Origin of the sequence: Streptomyces sp. NBC_00466 (genome assembly GCF_041433995.1) — a bacterium.
GTDB lineage: Bacteria > Actinomycetota > Actinomycetes > Streptomycetales > Streptomycetaceae > Streptomyces.
Map to the genome: position 1 here is coordinate 5,130,653 of NZ_CP107896.1, position 14,655 is coordinate 5,145,307.

Below are 14,655 nucleotides of genomic sequence, written 5' to 3' on the forward strand. Positions count from 1 at the left end.
CGCGGTGATCCTGTGCACCAGGAGCGACTCCGACCTCGGTACTAGCCGCAGCAGCCTCCGCCGCAGCACCCGCCACCGCCGCCTCCGCCGCTCCCGCCGGACGGAGCCGCGGCAGCGGACCCGCCGACGGCGACCGCGGACAGCAGCTTGACCGTGTCCTCATGGCCCTCGGGGCAGGTGGCGGGCGCCGAGGACTCGGCCATCGGACGGCTGATCTCGAATGTGTCGCCGCAGGAGCGGCAGCGGTACTCGTAACGGGGCATGAGGCCCAGATTAGAGGTGCGGGGCGCCGCCGCGCACCACCTCAGCGCACCACTGTTCCCGGCGCAGCTGCGAGGAGCCCCAGCTCGGCGCGGGTCGGAGCGCCCTCCCAGTCGCCGGACGCGGCCACCGCGAACGCTCCCGTGGTCACCGCACGGTCCAGCCGCCCCGCCGTGTCCGAACCGTCGAGCAGCGCCGAGAGATACCCGGCGACGAACGCGTCGCCCGCACCGACCGGGTCCACGACCGGCACCGTACGGGCAGGTGCGTGCAGCTCGCCCTGCAAGGTGTACGCCGTGGCGCCTGCCGCACCGAGCTTGACCACGACCTCGCCCGCTCCGGCCTCCAGCAGCGCTTCCGCCTGCCGGGCGGGATCTTCCGGGGAACCGGCGGGCAGGCAGAGCGGCAACTCGTCGTCGGATGCGATCAGTACGTCGGCGCGCGGGGCCCAGTCCCGCATCACCGCCGCTGCCTCATCCGTACTCCACAGCCGGGTGCGGAAGTTGACATCGAGGCTGATCAACACGTTGTTCTCGGCGGCCAGTTCCATGGCGCGCTCGGCGGCGGAGCGGGCGGTGGGGGAGAGGGCGGGGGTGATGCCGGTCAGATGCAGCACGCGGGTGGTGCTGTTGGTGTTCGCGCCGGTGTCCGTCCCGGTGTCCGCCTCGGTTCCGGCTTCCAGGAACGTGGTGAAGGCCCGCTCCACGCCGTCGGCCGCGATCCTCGAACCGGCCGACCCCGCACGGTAGTAGTGCACCCGCGTCACGCCGGGCAGCCGTGGTTCGAAGAGGAGCAGCCCGGTGGGCGCGGCCTCGTCACGCGTGGTGCCCGTGACGCCGACCCCCTCGGCGCGCAGCGTCCGCAGCACCAGTTCACCGGCCTCGTCGGCGCCGACCGCGCCCGCCCAGTGCACCGGGTGCCCCAGCCGGGCCAGGCCGATGGCCACGTTCGACTCGGCACCGGCGACCGAGACGGCCATGGTGCCGCCCAGCTTCAGCTGTCCGTCGCCGCGCAGCGCGACCATCGTCTCGCCGAAGGTGAACACATTCATGACCGGACCGCCGTGGCCGCTGCCGCGGTGGCCCGCACGCTCTCCACGACGTTTCGGAACGTGGCGGCCCGCTTCCGCAGCGCGTCCTGGTCCCCGCCGTCAGCCGCGTCCCCGATCAGCGGTGACCCGACGCCCACGGCGACCGCACCCAGCGTCAGGTACTCGGCGGCGGCCGCCGCGTCCACCCCGCCCACCGGTACGAACGGAACATCCGGGAAGGGGGCCCGCAGCGCCTTCAGATAGGAGGGGCCGCCCACCGAGGCGGGGAAGAGCTTCAGCGCGGTGGCGCCGGCCGCGACACCGGCGATGACCTCGGTGGGGGTGACGACTCCGGACAGTACGGGGAGCCCACGACGTACGGACTCGTCCACGCCCGCGCCGAGCCCCGGGGTCACGATCAGGTTGGCCCCGGCGTCCGCGGCCCGCTGTGCGTCGTCGGCGGTGAGCACGGTGCCGGCGCCCAGCCACGCGCCGTCCCCGAGTGCGGCCCGCGCCCGGCGTATGACCCCGAGGGCGTCCGTACCGCTGAGCGACACCTCGACCAGGGGTATCCCGCTCTCGACGAGCGTCATGACCGACCTGAAGGCCGCCTCGGGGTCCGACCCGCGGACGATGGCGACCAGCCGCTCATTCCGGAGGCTGGCGGTGAAGTCCGTGCGGTCCATGCTGTTCTCTTCCTGCCTTTTCCTTGTCTTCCTGTGCTCCGGTGATTCCCACAGGACCCCTCGGCCCCATGAGCCCGGACGAGCCCGGACGAGCCCGGAGCCGACCGTCTCCATCCACCGCAGCCGGGGCCAATCCAGTTCGATCCAGCCCCAGCGGCTCAGTGGCCGACCCTGCTCAGTGGCCGACGACCCCAGCTCAGTGGCCGACGCCCCCAGCTCAGGGGCCGACCCCATCTCAGTGGCCGGTGCCGCGCTCCTCGCGGATCTGCTCGACCACGTGCGTGGCGGTCTTCCGCACCTCCTCGGTCTCCGTGAGGAAGTGCCAGTAGTCGGGGTGCCGGCCCTCCAGCCCCGCGACCGCCCGGTCCAGCCGCTCCACCGCCTGGTCCAGCGGACGGGCGTGCCGGGGGTCGGGAGTGTTCCGGCCCGCCATCGCCAGCCGCTGCGCGTCCCGGATCGTGAACCTGGTGCGCTCGATCTCCTGCTGCGGATCCTTCGCCACGGCGTTGAGCCGTTCGAGCCGCGCACCGGCGGCCGAGACCGCCTCGTCGGTGCTGTTGAGCAGCGACCTGACCGTCGTGAGCAGGGACGTCGCGTCGGGCCAGCGCTGCTCCTGGCGCGCCCGGGTCGCCTCCTTGAGCTTCTCCTCCGCCTGCCGCACGGACACGGCGGCCTGCTCGGGCACATGCTGGAGGTCCTGCCAGCACGGCGCGGTGAAGCGCCGCCGCAGCTCACTGAGGACCGGGGCGACCGTGCCGGCCCGGGTGGTGAGCGCCTGGGCGCGGGTACGGAGCGACACCAGGCGCCGGTCGATCTCGGAGGCCCGCTCCGGCAGCCGGGCGGCCTCGGCCCGTACGGCTTCGGCGTCACGCATCACCTTGTCCGCGCGGTCCAGGGTGCCCTGCACACCGTGCTGGCCTGCGCCCTGGTTGAGCTTGGTCAGCTCGGGCCCGAGCTGCGCGAGACGGGTGGCGAGGTCGTCGGCCTTCAGCCCGGATTCCCGTACCGAGTCGAGAGCATTGCTCGCGGAGAGGAGCGCCTGCCGCGCCCGTTCCACGGCGGGCGCGAGCCGGGCGAGCTGCGTCTCGGCCTTGCCGAGCAGCGGCCCGAGCCCCTGCCCGAACCGGTCGAGCTCGCCCTTCACACGTACGAGATCGTCCTTGGCCCTGGTCAGCTCCGTACGCGCCTGGGACAGGGCGGAGCCCTCCAGACCGTCCCGGTCCAGGTCATGGGCGTCGACCGCGGTGATGTACGAGCTGCTGACCTCGTCGATCCGCCGGCCCAGCTCGGCGAAGTCGGAGAGGGCCTTACGGGCCTCCGGCGAGTTGTCCACCGCGGAGATCGTCTCGATCGAGATCCGCAGATCGCGCTGAGCGGTGTCGAGGTCGTAGAAGGCGGCGGCCGCGGCGTCCTTCGCGGCCTGAGCGTCGGCCCGCTGGCTCTCACCCCGCCCGCCGAACCAGCGCCGCGTGCCCCCACCTGCGAAGGCGCCGGCCAGACCGGCGAGCAACGGCACCGGGAGGGCCATGAGCGTCAGGACATCCCGGACGGCACTCGATCGCGCATACGGCTGTCCGTCTCTTGCCGTCACATCCCTCTCCCGTGCTGGTCCGCCCTGCCCTGGCCATTCTCCCACCAGGTAGGAACGAACACACGGGCCGGTCAGTTCGCGCTTCGGACAGTGATCCTTCCGTTGTCACTGCGCGCAGTGACGGAGTGGCGACTGGCGTCGTCCGTGGGCACACCGACCTTGGTGCTCCCGTTGTTGCTCCGGGCCTCGACCTTGTATGCCAGCCCCGGCTCCTTCGGCAGCGCGATCTCGACCGACCCGTTGTTGCTGTAGCTCTTCACCCGGTCGGGAACCGCGGTGAGTGACAGCCGTACCGCACCGTTGCTGGAGTCCGCCGTGACCTGCCTGGACGAGATGCCGTCGGCGTTGATGCTGCCGTTGTCGCTGTTCAGGTCCAGGGCTCCGCTGGAGTCCCGGACGGTGACCTTGCCGTTGTTCGAGCGGAGTTTCAGCGGGGTGTCGAACCCGGCGGCGGTCACGGAGCCGTTGTCGTCCTTGAGGATCACGGAGACCCCGCGCGGAACCTTGATCCGGTGGCGCGCCGAACAGTTGCTGATGAGGGCGCTGCACTTCACCTTCAGGCTGAGTGTGCCGTCCCGCATGGACCAGGAGGAGTCGGGTCCGTTCCCCACGAAGACCCACCCGTCGACATTCCGGGTGACCTGCACGGACTTCACATCGGCGGGCACCAGCTCGATGGCGGAGTCGTTGGCGTGGATGGTCAGGGTCTTCCCGCTGAGCGCGAAGGACTTGTGCTCGGCGGGCGCGTCCGAAGGATCGGAGCCGCACCCGCTCAGGGCGACGGAAACAAGAACGGCCCCTCCGGCCGCGACAAGCGTACGAGGACGGAGTGCCACGTAGATCATTCCCCCAGATCGAACCGAACCTGCCGAAGAGCCCCAACGGTACGGACGGCCCCCACCCCGGCACGATCCTGCGACCCACCGGACCGGGGGTGGGGTTATCCCCCGGTCGTACGGGCTGACGGGATCGCACCGGGGCGGGCGCACCGGGGCGTTCCATGGCCCCTGCAACAGGTTTGCGAACGGGGGCCCGGGGCCATGTACCCTGTTGCTTCATCCACGGGTGCGTAGCTCAGGGGTAGAGCGCTGCTCTTACAAAGCAGATGTCGGCGGTTCGAAACCGTCCGCGCCCACCAGTGTGACCAGCCAGGTCAGGCACATAAGCCCAGGTCAGAGCTCGATTGGCCTGGGCTTTTCGCTGTCTTGCCGCACCCTCGTGCGTGCTCCGTGCGGCATGTCACCGCATCGCACCAGGCAGCCACGAATGGAGGGCCAGATGTTGCTGCCCTGATCGCCCGGAGAAAGGCTGAGCCGGACGTCACCGAGTCATAAGGAGTGCGGACGGGACCGCGCCGGCCACGGTGGACTGAAGGAGCGGTGCAATGAGGGTCATGTTGCGGGCGCGTATGGACACCCAGCTCTCGAATGAGGCAGTCAAGAACGGCACACTGCAGAAGATCATGCAGTCGATGTCGGAACGGCTCAAGCCCGAGGCGGCCTACTTCGGCCCCGTCAAGGGTGGGCGAGCCTGCACCTTTGTCTTCGACATGCAGGACAGTTCGCTGCTGCCCGCCATCGCGGAGCCGCTCTTCCAGGAACTCGGCGCGGAGATCGAGATCCAGCCGGTGATGAACACCGAAGACATGCAGAAGGGCCTGGCCGCACTCCAGAAGGGCTGACCTTGTCAGTCGCCTGCACGGTGCACCACGGGTGCCACGTTGATCCCCAGGATTCGCCGTGGCACCCGTTTCCGCTGGTGCACTCGCGGATGGGCGGACGGCGGCGCGCGGTCACCGGCAGGTGATGTCATGCGCCACAGGCGCATGTGCATGCCATGTTAATCTGACGCGCCATCGCATAATCGATCGCCTGACCAGCGAGGGGTTGGCCACCAACCGACTGATTCTGCCTGCTGGTTGAGGTGCTGAGGGGAACATATGAACAACGGTAAGAAGAAGCTGACCGCTGTCGCCGTTTCAGCGGTACTTTCGTTGTCGGTGATCGGCCTGACCTGGCAGGCCGCGGCTGAGTCTCACGGATCCACCCGTCAGACCGTGGCCACTCAGTGGCCCCCGGCGCAGGGCTCTTCGGTGTCTTCCACAGTCGTCGGCAAGGTCGCCTAGTTACTCAGCGGCCCGACGGCGCAGGGGCCTTCGGCCGAGGTGGGCAGCGGCGGTTCTGCGGGCCGCGCGTACGCTTCCGGGCGTGACGATTCCGAGCCGTGACTGACCTTCGACGACCTCGAACTCATCGCGTACGCCCGGCAGATCGTCGATGCGAACACCGCCACGGCAGCCGGCGCCGCGATGGGCGACCGACAAGTCGCCCCGCTGCTGGGACGCGCGAGGCGGGACGTGCAACGCGCCCGCCCCGCGCGCCCGTGCGACCCGGCAGGCCCCCTGCCGGCGACCCAGTCGGCCGCCGACCATCGGACGCGTGGCAGAACCTTCAGAGGTGCCGTGCGCCTGTGGCTGCGGCGAGTCCCTGCCGGAAGAGCGAATGGTCGAACTCGAGGGGGGCCAACACATCGCTGAGCAATGCCTGGAGGCGGTGATCAGGCGCGAATCGCACTATGAGCCCTTCCAGCGCTATGACGACGGCCTGACCCGGCCGACAGGAGACCCGGGCGAGGCCGGGAAACAGGACGAGCAGCCTCCCGGCGACGACCAGAGCGACGCCGCATGAAGAAGCGCGCGTTCAGCGGTCAGGCGACCCCGGCCCCCGCCCGCACCGCCACCAGCTGCGCGAGCACAGCCCCGATACGGGCCGTGCCGCAGAAGAGCTGACCTCACTGCGAAGAGCTGACCTCGGGGGACCCGTGCCCGGGCGGGCTTGAATCACAGGTGCCAGGGTGACCCCGGCCCGCCATAATCGGCCCATGGGAAAGAGCTACGAGCGGATAGACGGCAGGCTGCGTGACTTCATCGAGGCGCAGCACATCTTCTTCACCGCGACGGCGCCGCTGGACGGCGACGGCACCGTCAATCTTTCGCCCAAGGGCCTGAACGGATCGTTCGCGGTGCTCGATGAGCTCACCGTGGCCTACCTCGATTTCGCCGGCAGCAATGCCGAGACCATTGCCCATCTGCGCGAGAACGGCCGCATCACCTTGATGTGGTGCGCCTTCGACGGTCCGCCCAACATCGTGCGTGTGCACGGCCGCGGAGAGCCTGTCTTCCGCGACGACGCACGCTGGTGCGAGCTGATGGGGCACTTCCCGGACATCGACCCGGCCCGGCACGGTCTGCGCGCGATCATCGTCGTGACCGCCGAGAAGATCCGCGACACCTGCGGATACGCCGTCCCGTTCCTGACCTATGACGAGGACCGCCCGCTGCACGCATCGCGCTTCGCACGTGAAACCGATGAGTCGCTCGACGCGTACTTCCAGAAGAAGGAACACATCGCGACCAGCATCGACGGCCTGCCGGGTCTGCCGTTGCCGCTGCCGGCGCTGTCTCCTACCGAATAGCGCCCAATAACGCCGCGGGGAACTGCGCCCTGCCGCCCTGCCGCTCTACTCGGCTTCCCCGGCCATCCGGTTCGGGCCCGGGCCCGCCGGGCTGAGGCCCGCTGTCCATTTCTCCTCGATGCGGCCGAACTTCCATATCGCCATGGCCACCAGCCAGGTCACGAAGAACAGCCCGACGATCACGAACCCCACGATGTTCAGGTCCAGTCCGCCCACCCAGTCCCAGAAGGCGCCGTGCAGGCCGAGCTTCTGGGTGAGCAGGCCGAGCAGTTCGACCGTACCGATGATGAACGCGACCGCCACCGAGAGGCCGGTGATCGTGAGGTTGTAGTAGACCTTGCGGACGGGCTTCGAGAACGCCCAGCCGTACGCGAAGTTCATGAATGAGCCGTCGATGGTGTCCAGCAGGCACATGCCGGCCGCGAACAGCACCGGCAGGCAGAGGATCGCGTACCAGGGCAGCCCGGACGCGGCGCCGGAGCCTGCCAGGACGAGCAGGGCGATCTCCGTGGCGGTGTCGAAGCCGAGGCCGAAGAGCAGCCCGAGCGGGTACATCTGCCAGGGCTTGGTGATCGACTTCATCACGCGCCCCAGAAGCCGGTTCATCAGGCCCCGGTTGTTCAGGTGCTCCTCCAGGGCGGCTTCGTCGAAGTCGCCCGAGCGCATCTTCCGGAAGACCTTCCAGATCCCCACCAGGATGAGGACGTTGATGCCCGCGATCAGGTAGAGGAAGAACCCGGAGACGGTCGTGCCGATCAGGCTGGTGACGTTGTGCAGCTGGGAGTTGTCGTCGCGCACCGGGCCCGCGAGGGCCTTCACGCCCAGGGACAGCAGGAACGCCAGGACGAACACGACGCTGGAGTGCCCGAGCGAGAACCAGAAGCCCACCGACAGGGGGCGCTGCTTCTCGTTCATCAGCTTGCGGGTGGTGTTGTCGATCGCCGCGATGTGGTCCGCGTCGAAGGCGTGCCGCATCCCCAGGGTGTACGCGGTGACACCGATCCCGATGCCGAACGACTTCGTACCGAGGCTGTAGTGCTCGGGAGCCACGATCGTCACGAGCGTGAGCCACCCGACGACGTGCAGCGCCACGATGAACGCGCCCATGCCGCCCAGCCGGGTCCACTCCTGGCGCGTCATCGACATCTGCAGACGCCGGCGTCGCGTGGGGGTCGGGGGTGGTGCGGTGGACGTGGTGCTCATGGTGCTGCCTTCCGGTTCGATATGCCGTAGACAGCCAATTGCAATCAGCTCGCAATAGCAACCAAGGTGCAGTAAAGGCAGGTCAGGGTGCGTTTCCGTGGTTACGGCGTCCCCGCGCTGCTACCGGGCCGTGTCCCGGGTGCTGCTGACGGCGCCGTCGTCCCGGTGCCGGAGCAGCAGCATGGCCGCGTCGTCCTGGAGCGGCCCCGCGGTGTGCTGCACCAGGTCCTTGCGCAGGCGCTCCAGCGCACGCTCGGGATCATCGTCCCCCAGGAGCTGGTGCCGCTCTCCCAGGGGGTAGAAGGCCCCGTCGCGGTCCCGGGCCTCGGTCACCCCGTCGGTATAGAGGAGCAGCTGGTCGCCGGGGCCGAAGGCGACCTGAAACGGCTGTGGCCCTTCGGTCCCGTGGACGCCGAGGCCCAGCGGGAGCGCGTAGTCCGCCGGCTCGGGGAAGTGCGCGGAGCCGTCCGCCCGTACGAGGAGGGGTGGCGGATGCCCGTAGTTGAGGAACACCGCGCCCCGGTCCGGGCTGATCTCCGCGATCAGCGCCGTCACGAACTTCTCACCCTGGAGCGCCCGGTCCGCGGACCGTTCGACGCGGGCTCCGACCCCCGCCAGGTCCGGCTCGTCGTGCGCGGCCTCCCGGAAGGCGCCGAGGACCACGGCCGCGGTCTCGACGGCCTCCAGCCCCTTGCCCTGTACGTCCCCGACGATCACGCGCACCCCGTCCGGGGCGGCGACCACCTCGTACAGATCCCCGCCGATGTGCGCCTCCGCGACGGCCGATGTGTACGAGACGGCGGCGCGCAGATGACCCGCTCGGTGCGGCACCGGGCGGAGCAGCACCCGCTGGGCGACCTCGGCGATGGTACGCACGCTGGCCAGCTCCGCCTCGCGGCGCTGGCGCATGACGGCGGCCGCGACCCCGGCGATGGTCACGCCGAGCACCGACGACATCGCGGTGTATCCGCGCCTGGCGTGGAACGCCCCGTCGTGCCAGGCGAGTGAGTAGCAGAGCACGAGGGCCAGCACCCCGATGGCGGCCGTGCGCCGCCAGCCGCCGACCAGCCCGGCGAACGCCGGTCCGAGCGAGATCAGCGGCAGGAATCCGACGCTCGAACCCGCTGAGATGTCCACCCCGGCGACCACGGCCATCACCGCGAACGGCAGGACCGACAGCGAGGCGAACGCGGGACTCTTCTCCTCTGGCACGGGGTTCTCCGGTGGTGTGGCGGGCGAATAGCGGGCGGGTGGTGGCTGCTCGGCCCTCCAAAGCTGTCAGACGGACATCTGTGCGGTTCCGTTGCACGTGAGGGCACGTATGTGCGCTCCTGGACGCGCTCTCAGCGCGTACCGGGGTGCGTTCCCGGGGGCCACCTTAGATGTTTAGGCTATGCAAAGGTTTCCCTTGCGAAGCATCGGAGTCGCCCGACGTTATGGAATCGAGGCCGGCTGTACGGACCGGCCGAACACCCGCCGAGACCCTCCTGAGCCCTCCCGAACCCGCGTGTGAAACCGAACACCCCCATGGGGCAGTCTCTGTTGACGTGTACTCACTCCCGAATCAGAGCCAACAGAGCTCCCCCGACGGCCACATGATCGTCTGTGGTGACGACGGCCTGGCCCACCGGCTCGCCGCCGAGCTGCGCGGTGTGTACCGGGAGACGGTGACCCTCGTCGTACCGCCGGCCGGAGCGGCGGGTGTCCCGGCGCACACCCAACTCACCCCGGTCGGGCGGGCCTCCGCGCTCTTCGGGCGGATGTCGCGCGTCGTCGCCGGCCCGCAGTCCGGCGACCGTGACGCGGTGGCCGACCGGCTGCTCGAAGCGCCCGGCCTGGACGACGAGGTGCTGCTGCGCGCCGGGGTGGAAGAGGCGTCAGCGCTGGCGCTCGTCCACCAGGCCGACGAGGCGAACATCCGGGCCGCGCTCGCCGCCCGGCGGCTCAACCCCCGGCTGCGGCTGGTGATCCGGCTCTACAACCGCAAGCTCGGCCAGCATCTGGAGGAACTGCTCGACCAGGCGGCCGCCGTCAGCGCCCCGGACATGGACCGGGACCAGGCCGACGCCACCACGACCGTACTGTCGGACGCCGACACCGCGGCCCCGGCCCTCGCGGCGACCGCCGTGGCCGGTACGAGCAAGGTCGTCCATGCCGACGGACTGCTGCTGCGCGCCGTGGAGCGGCCGCCGGCCGTCCCGTACGGGCCGGCCACCGACCCCGGCCTGTGCACCCTGGCGCTGCTCTCCTCGACCACCGGCGACCCGGGAGGAGCCGACGGTTCGGACAGCGGCGGCGAGACCGGACCCCAGCTCCTCCCCGACGAGGCATCCGTCAGTGCGGCGACCGGGCGGGGAACGGTCGTCCTGGAAGCGGTCTCCTACCAGGGGCCCGACCTCTCCCCGGGCAGGCTGGCCGGCCGCGGCGCGCCCCTCGGGCAGGTGTTCTCGCGCCGGCTGCGCTGGTCCCTCTTCGGGATCTTCGCCTCGGTGCTCGGTCTGGCCGTCGCCTCCTGGCTGACCACGGATGAGCCGCCGAAACACGCCGCGTACCTGACGATTCTCGACATCTTCGCGATCGACGATCCCGCGATCGGCGAGCCCACCAGCCGCCAGGTGCTCCAGATGCTGTCCGGGCTGACCGGGCTGTTGCTGCTGCCGGTGCTGGTCGCGGCCGTACTGGAAGGGCTCGGTACCTTCCGCACCGCCGCCGCGCTGCGCCGCCCGCCGCGCGGGCTCTCCGGGCACGTCGTCCTGCTCGGGCTCGGCAAGATCGGCTCACGGGTGCTGGCCCGGCTGCGGGAGCTGGACATCCCCGTCGTGTGTGTGGAGGCCGACCCGGAGGCGCGCGGGGTCGCCCTGGCGCGGCGGCTGCGGGTACCGATCGTGATCGGCGACGTGACCACGGAGGGCGTGCTGGAGGCCGCCAAGATCGAACGGGCCCGCGCACTGCTCGCGCTCACCAGCGCCGACATCACCAACCTGGAGGCGGCGCTCTACGCCCGCACGGTGAAGCCCGACCTCCGGGTGGCGATGCGGCTCTTCGACGACACGTTCGCCTCCGCCGTCTTCCGTACGCTGCGAGCGGCCCACCCGCAGGCGGTCACCCGGAGCCGGAGCGTCTCCACGCTGGCCGCGCCCGCCTTCGCCGCGGCGATGATGGGCCGCCAGATCCTCGGCGCCATGCCGGTCGAGCGTCAGGTGCTGCTGTTCGCCGCGGTGGATGTCGCGGGCCACCCCCTGCTGGAGGGCCGCACCCTCGGCGAGGTCTTCCGGGAGGGCGCCTGGCGGATCCTCGCGCTCGATCCCGCGGACCCGGACGAGCGCCGCGCCGATCTGTCCGCGCCCCGCTCACCGGACGGGGAGAGCCGCAAGGCCGAGCTGGTCTGGAACCTGCCGCAGAGCTATGTCCTGCGCCCCGAGGACCGGGTCGTCATCGCGGGGACCCGGCAGGGCCTGGGCGATCTGCTGGGCAGGCGGCAGCCCCGTGTGGTGGTGGAGCCGTAGGGGGCGCAGGGGGCGTAGGGGGCGTAGGGGGGCCGGTCGGGCCGGGCCCTTCCCGGCCTCGGCCCGGGCCTCGGCTTCACCCGGATGGCCGCGCTCCGCTGGTTGCGCGGCGGGCGCTCGCGGAGGCTCGGAGCTGTCACCGGGAGGGCAGCGGCATCGGGTCCACCAGGGCCGGAACACCTCACCGGACTGTGGCGGGCGCGTGAATCCGAGAGTTCCCGCGGCCGCCCCCGCGCTCCCGCGCGCCTGTGCGCGGCCGAGAGGAGTCCGAAGTGACCGACCAAGCCGACGGCTCCCATCAGGCCGACCGCCCCGACCGCCCTGATCACGAAGGTCGCTCGGATCAGGCAGAGCGTCCTGATCGCGCAGAGCCCTCAGGTCACCCGGACGTCTCAAGTCCCACCGGCCCCGGTGTCCCGGCCGAGTCCGACGAGCCCGCCGCGCCCCCCGGACCCGCCGTACCCCCCGCCCCTTCCGATCTCACGGAGCTGGCAGCCGAGGCGTACATCTACGGGTATCCACTGGTCTTCGACCTGTCGATGGTCCAGGCCGCCCTCCACGAGGGGTTCGGTTCGCTGCCGTCCGCCTCCTTCAACGAGTTCGCGCACTCCTCGCGGCTCGCCACCCCCGACGCGCACTTCGTGTCCGTGAACAACGACACGGTGTACTCGATCGCGCAGCTCGACCTCTCAGGCGGCCCGCTGCGGCTGCACGTGCCCGACACGCTCGGCGCGTACTACGTACTGCAGTTCATCGACGCGTGGAGCAACAACTTCGCCTACGTGGGCCGCCGTGCGACCGGCACCGGCGAGACCAAGTGGCTGATCGTGCCGCCCGGCTGGGCCGGTGAAACCCCCGAGGGGATGACCGGGGTGATCGACGCGCCGACCACGATCGTCTCGATCGCCGGCCGCTTCGCCTGCGCGGGCCCCGACGACCTGCCGCGTGTGCACGGGCTGCAGAAGCGGCTCACGCTCCGGGTCCTCGAAGAGTTCATGCACCACACCTGGCTTCCGGCCACCGACCCCGATGTGCCGGAACCGCTGCACTTCTTCGAGAAGCTGCGGGTCTGGATGGCGGCCTTCCCGCCGTCGGCCGACGACTGCGCCTACCAGGACCGCTTCCAGCCGCTGCAGCTACTGGAGGAGGGGCCGTCGCCGTACACCCGCCCCACCCCCGAGCTCCTGCACGCGCTCACCGAAGGGCTGAAGCGCGGAGCGGCGCGGGTCGAGAGGGCGAGCCGGACGGGGGTGGACGGCACCCGGGCCCCCGGCGCCTGGGAGATGAACCCGCACCTCTTCGACTACAACCTCGACTGGTTCGGGGTGGGGACCCATGACTCCCCGGAGTGGCGCATCGAGGACCGGACGTCGTCGTATCTGACCAGGGCGGTCGCCGCGCGGGTCGGTCTGTGGGGCAACCACGGCTACGAAGCGGTGTACGCGCACACCTTCGAGGACGCGGACGGCCACTGGCTCAACGGCTCCAGGAAGTACACGCTGCGCTTCGAAAGTCCGCCGCCCGTACGGTCGTTCTGGTCCGTGACCATGTACGACTCGCCGGACTACTTCCTCGTGGCCAACCCGGCGGACCGCTACTCCATCGGCGACCGCACGCCGGGCCTGGTGTACGGCGACGACGGGTCGCTGACGCTGCACATCCAGAAGGACCGTCCCACCGACCCGGCGGAGGCGGCCAACTGGCTGCCCGCGCCGGAGGGCGACTTCCGGCCGATGCTCCGCCTCTACACGCCGGAGCAGTCCGTCCTGGACGGGAGTTACGAGATCCCGCCCATCACCCCCAAACGGGAGCCGGGGGCTGTCTGAGACCCGGGGCCGGGCGCACTCCGGGGCACATGCTGCAACTGGATCGCCGGATCCGTGCCCGGGGCGGCCGGTCCGCGTCAGACTGGAAGTATGTGCCGCAGTATCAAGACTCTCCGTCCGCCCGTCCTCCCCGGGGAAGCGACCGAGGAGGACATCAGGGCCGCAGCGCTTCAGTACGTACGGAAGGTCTCCGGCTTCCGGGCCCCCGCCGCGCACAACCGCGCGGTGTTCGACCGGGCCGTCGACGAGATCGCCCGCGCGACGCAGACACTGCTCGCCGACCTGGAGGTGCGGGGGAGCGGGTCAGGAACACCGAAGGGGGCCGCGCGTACCGGGGGCTGAGTCCCGGCGGGGGCCCCGGGCCGGGGTCACGAGACCGGTGCGGCCACCGGCTCGGGACGCCGTATCAGCAGGGCGGCCACCGAGCCCGCGCCGAACAGCGCGAAGAGCGAGACCGCCGTACCCAGCCAGCTCGTGCCCAGCCACTGGCCGCCGAAGTACCCGAGCCCCACGCTGTAACCCGCCCAGGCCACGCCCGCCAGGGCCGACCAGGGCAGGAACTCCTTCGCCCTGCGGTGCGCGGCGCCCGCGCCCAGCGAGACGACCGAACGGCCCGCCGGTGCGAAGCGCGCTATCACGACGAGCAGACCGCCGCCCCGCGCCAGCGCCGTGCCGAGGCGTTCCTGCGCGCTGGTGAGACGCCGGGAGCGGGCGATGGCCCGGTCGAGGCGTTCGCCTCCGCGCCAGGCCAGCCGGTACGCGATCAGGTCGCCCACGATCGAGGCGGCCGCGGCGCAGGCGGTGAGGACCAGCAAGTCCGGGACGTTGTGCGGCACTTCACCGGCCACCGTGGTCGAACCGGCGGCGGCGCCGGTGGCTGCCGTGATCACCAGGACCCCGCTGGGGAGCAGCGGTACGAAGACGTCGAGGACGACGGAGAGCGCGACCACGGCATAGATCCATGGACTGTCGGTCAGCGACCGCACACTCTCCAGCACCGGACTCCCCGTTCATGAAGGCGCCGCGGTGTCGCAGGGGAGCGGCAGGTGCGGCTGTACAGCCATACAGCGTACGCGTG

The 14,655-nt window shown here is 70.7% G+C and carries 15 protein-coding genes and 1 tRNA gene; 8 read left to right on the forward strand and 8 right to left on the reverse strand.

Annotation, left to right across the window (positions count from 1 at the left end; genetic code table 11):
* Positions 1-41: 41 nt before the first annotated feature.
* The 5 genes from OG210_RS23095 to OG210_RS23115 form a co-directional block, all read right to left on the reverse strand.
* Positions 42-263: a zinc ribbon domain-containing protein gene (locus OG210_RS23095; protein ID WP_328326120.1), complete on the reverse strand. Its 222-nt coding sequence runs from the start codon at positions 261-263 to the stop codon at positions 42-44.
* 41 nt (positions 264-304) lie between these two features.
* Positions 305-1,312 (reverse strand): sugar kinase, encoded by a 1,008-nt coding sequence (locus OG210_RS23100; RefSeq protein WP_371538533.1) that lies wholly within the window; start codon positions 1,310-1,312, stop codon positions 305-307.
* Positions 1,309-1,977, reverse strand: a complete 669-nt coding sequence (locus OG210_RS23105) for a bifunctional 4-hydroxy-2-oxoglutarate aldolase/2-dehydro-3-deoxy-phosphogluconate aldolase (RefSeq protein WP_328326116.1) — start codon at positions 1,975-1,977, stop codon at positions 1,309-1,311. Before OG210_RS23105 ends, OG210_RS23100 begins: the two co-directional genes overlap by 4 nt.
* Positions 1,978-2,212: 235 nt before the next feature.
* Positions 2,213-3,505 carry a hypothetical protein gene (locus OG210_RS23110; protein ID WP_371538535.1) on the reverse strand — a complete coding sequence of 431 codons (1,293 nt, stop codon included), beginning with the start codon at positions 3,503-3,505 and terminating at the stop codon, positions 2,213-2,215.
* A 134-nt stretch (positions 3,506-3,639) separates the two neighbouring features.
* On the reverse strand, positions 3,640-4,413 hold the full coding sequence (locus OG210_RS23115; RefSeq protein WP_371538537.1) for a DUF4097 family beta strand repeat-containing protein: 774 nt from the start codon (positions 4,411-4,413) through the stop codon (positions 3,640-3,642).
* 218 nt (positions 4,414-4,631) lie between these two features.
* Between OG210_RS23115 and OG210_RS23120 the strand changes: the two genes are divergently transcribed.
* The 5 genes from OG210_RS23120 (at position 4,632) to OG210_RS23140 (ending at position 7,042) form a co-directional block, all read left to right on the forward strand.
* A tRNA-Val gene (locus OG210_RS23120) sits at positions 4,632-4,706 on the forward strand.
* A 246-nt stretch (positions 4,707-4,952) separates the two neighbouring features.
* Positions 4,953-5,249 carry a DUF3303 family protein gene (locus tag OG210_RS23125; protein ID WP_328326110.1) on the forward strand — a complete coding sequence of 99 codons (297 nt, stop codon included), beginning with the start codon at positions 4,953-4,955 and terminating at the stop codon, positions 5,247-5,249.
* A gap of 258 nt (positions 5,250-5,507) precedes the next feature.
* Complete coding sequence (locus OG210_RS23130; protein WP_328326108.1) at positions 5,508-5,693, forward strand: hypothetical protein; 186 nt, start codon at positions 5,508-5,510, stop codon at positions 5,691-5,693.
* A 313-nt stretch (positions 5,694-6,006) separates the two neighbouring features.
* Positions 6,007-6,255 (forward strand): hypothetical protein, encoded by a 249-nt coding sequence (locus OG210_RS23135; protein WP_371538539.1) that lies wholly within the window; start codon positions 6,007-6,009, stop codon positions 6,253-6,255.
* 193 nt (positions 6,256-6,448) lie between these two features.
* Positions 6,449-7,042 carry a pyridoxamine 5'-phosphate oxidase family protein gene (locus tag OG210_RS23140; RefSeq protein WP_328335401.1) on the forward strand — a complete coding sequence of 198 codons (594 nt, stop codon included), beginning with the start codon at positions 6,449-6,451 and terminating at the stop codon, positions 7,040-7,042.
* Between the two features lie 45 nt (positions 7,043-7,087).
* Here the strand turns inward: OG210_RS23140 and OG210_RS23145 are convergent, their stop codons facing one another.
* Entirely contained in the window at positions 7,088-8,245 is a 1,158-nt protein-coding gene (locus OG210_RS23145) for a HoxN/HupN/NixA family nickel/cobalt transporter (RefSeq protein WP_371538541.1), read from the reverse strand.
* 120 nt (positions 8,246-8,365) lie between these two features.
* Positions 8,366-9,457: a PP2C family protein-serine/threonine phosphatase gene (locus OG210_RS23150; protein WP_371538543.1), complete on the reverse strand. Its 1,092-nt coding sequence runs from the start codon at positions 9,455-9,457 to the stop codon at positions 8,366-8,368.
* Between the two features lie 383 nt (positions 9,458-9,840).
* On the opposite strand from OG210_RS23150, the gene OG210_RS23155 reads away from it, so the two are divergent.
* The 3 genes from OG210_RS23155 (at position 9,841) to OG210_RS23165 (ending at position 13,919) form a co-directional block, all read left to right on the forward strand.
* Positions 9,841-11,751 (forward strand): NAD-binding protein, encoded by a 1,911-nt coding sequence (locus OG210_RS23155; RefSeq protein ID WP_328326103.1) that lies wholly within the window; start codon positions 9,841-9,843, stop codon positions 11,749-11,751.
* A gap of 272 nt (positions 11,752-12,023) precedes the next feature.
* Positions 12,024-13,577, forward strand: coding sequence for a DUF1254 domain-containing protein (locus tag OG210_RS23160; protein ID WP_328326101.1), 1,554 nt, complete (start codon positions 12,024-12,026; stop codon positions 13,575-13,577).
* A gap of 90 nt (positions 13,578-13,667) precedes the next feature.
* Positions 13,668-13,919: a DUF2277 domain-containing protein gene (locus OG210_RS23165; protein WP_328326098.1), complete on the forward strand. Its 252-nt coding sequence runs from the start codon at positions 13,668-13,670 to the stop codon at positions 13,917-13,919.
* 26 nt (positions 13,920-13,945) lie between these two features.
* Here OG210_RS23165 and OG210_RS23170 read toward each other — a convergent pair whose 3' ends face one another.
* Entirely contained in the window at positions 13,946-14,575 is a 630-nt protein-coding gene (locus OG210_RS23170) for a VTT domain-containing protein (RefSeq protein WP_328326096.1), read from the reverse strand.
* Between the last annotated feature and the right edge of the window lie 80 nt (positions 14,576-14,655).

What these genes read in the sequence shown, in the direction of transcription:
- OG210_RS23125 (WP_328326110.1), top strand. Translation starts at nt 4,953, where the DNA reads ATGAGGGTCATGTTGCGGGCGCGTATGGACACCCAGCTCTCGAATGAG.
- OG210_RS23100 (WP_371538533.1), bottom strand. Translation starts at nt 1,312, where the DNA reads ATGAATGTGTTCACCTTCGGCGAGACGATGGTCGCGCTGCGCGGCGAC.
- OG210_RS23165 (WP_328326098.1), top strand. Translation starts at nt 13,668, where the DNA reads ATGTGCCGCAGTATCAAGACTCTCCGTCCGCCCGTCCTCCCCGGGGAA.
- OG210_RS23095 (WP_328326120.1), bottom strand. Translation starts at nt 263, where the DNA reads ATGCCCCGTTACGAGTACCGCTGCCGCTCCTGCGGCGACACATTCGAG.
- OG210_RS23145 (WP_371538541.1), bottom strand. Translation starts at nt 8,245, where the DNA reads ATGAGCACCACGTCCACCGCACCACCCCCGACCCCCACGCGACGCCGG.
- OG210_RS23155 (WP_328326103.1), top strand. Translation starts at nt 9,841, where the DNA reads ATGATCGTCTGTGGTGACGACGGCCTGGCCCACCGGCTCGCCGCCGAG.
- OG210_RS23140 (WP_328335401.1), top strand. Translation starts at nt 6,449, where the DNA reads ATGGGAAAGAGCTACGAGCGGATAGACGGCAGGCTGCGTGACTTCATC.
- OG210_RS23110 (WP_371538535.1), bottom strand. Translation starts at nt 3,505, where the DNA reads ATGGCCCTCCCGGTGCCGTTGCTCGCCGGTCTGGCCGGCGCCTTCGCA.
- OG210_RS23115 (WP_371538537.1), bottom strand. Translation starts at nt 4,413, where the DNA reads ATGATCTACGTGGCACTCCGTCCTCGTACGCTTGTCGCGGCCGGAGGG.
- OG210_RS23130 (WP_328326108.1), top strand. Translation starts at nt 5,508, where the DNA reads ATGAACAACGGTAAGAAGAAGCTGACCGCTGTCGCCGTTTCAGCGGTA.
- OG210_RS23105 (WP_328326116.1), bottom strand. Translation starts at nt 1,977, where the DNA reads ATGGACCGCACGGACTTCACCGCCAGCCTCCGGAATGAGCGGCTGGTC.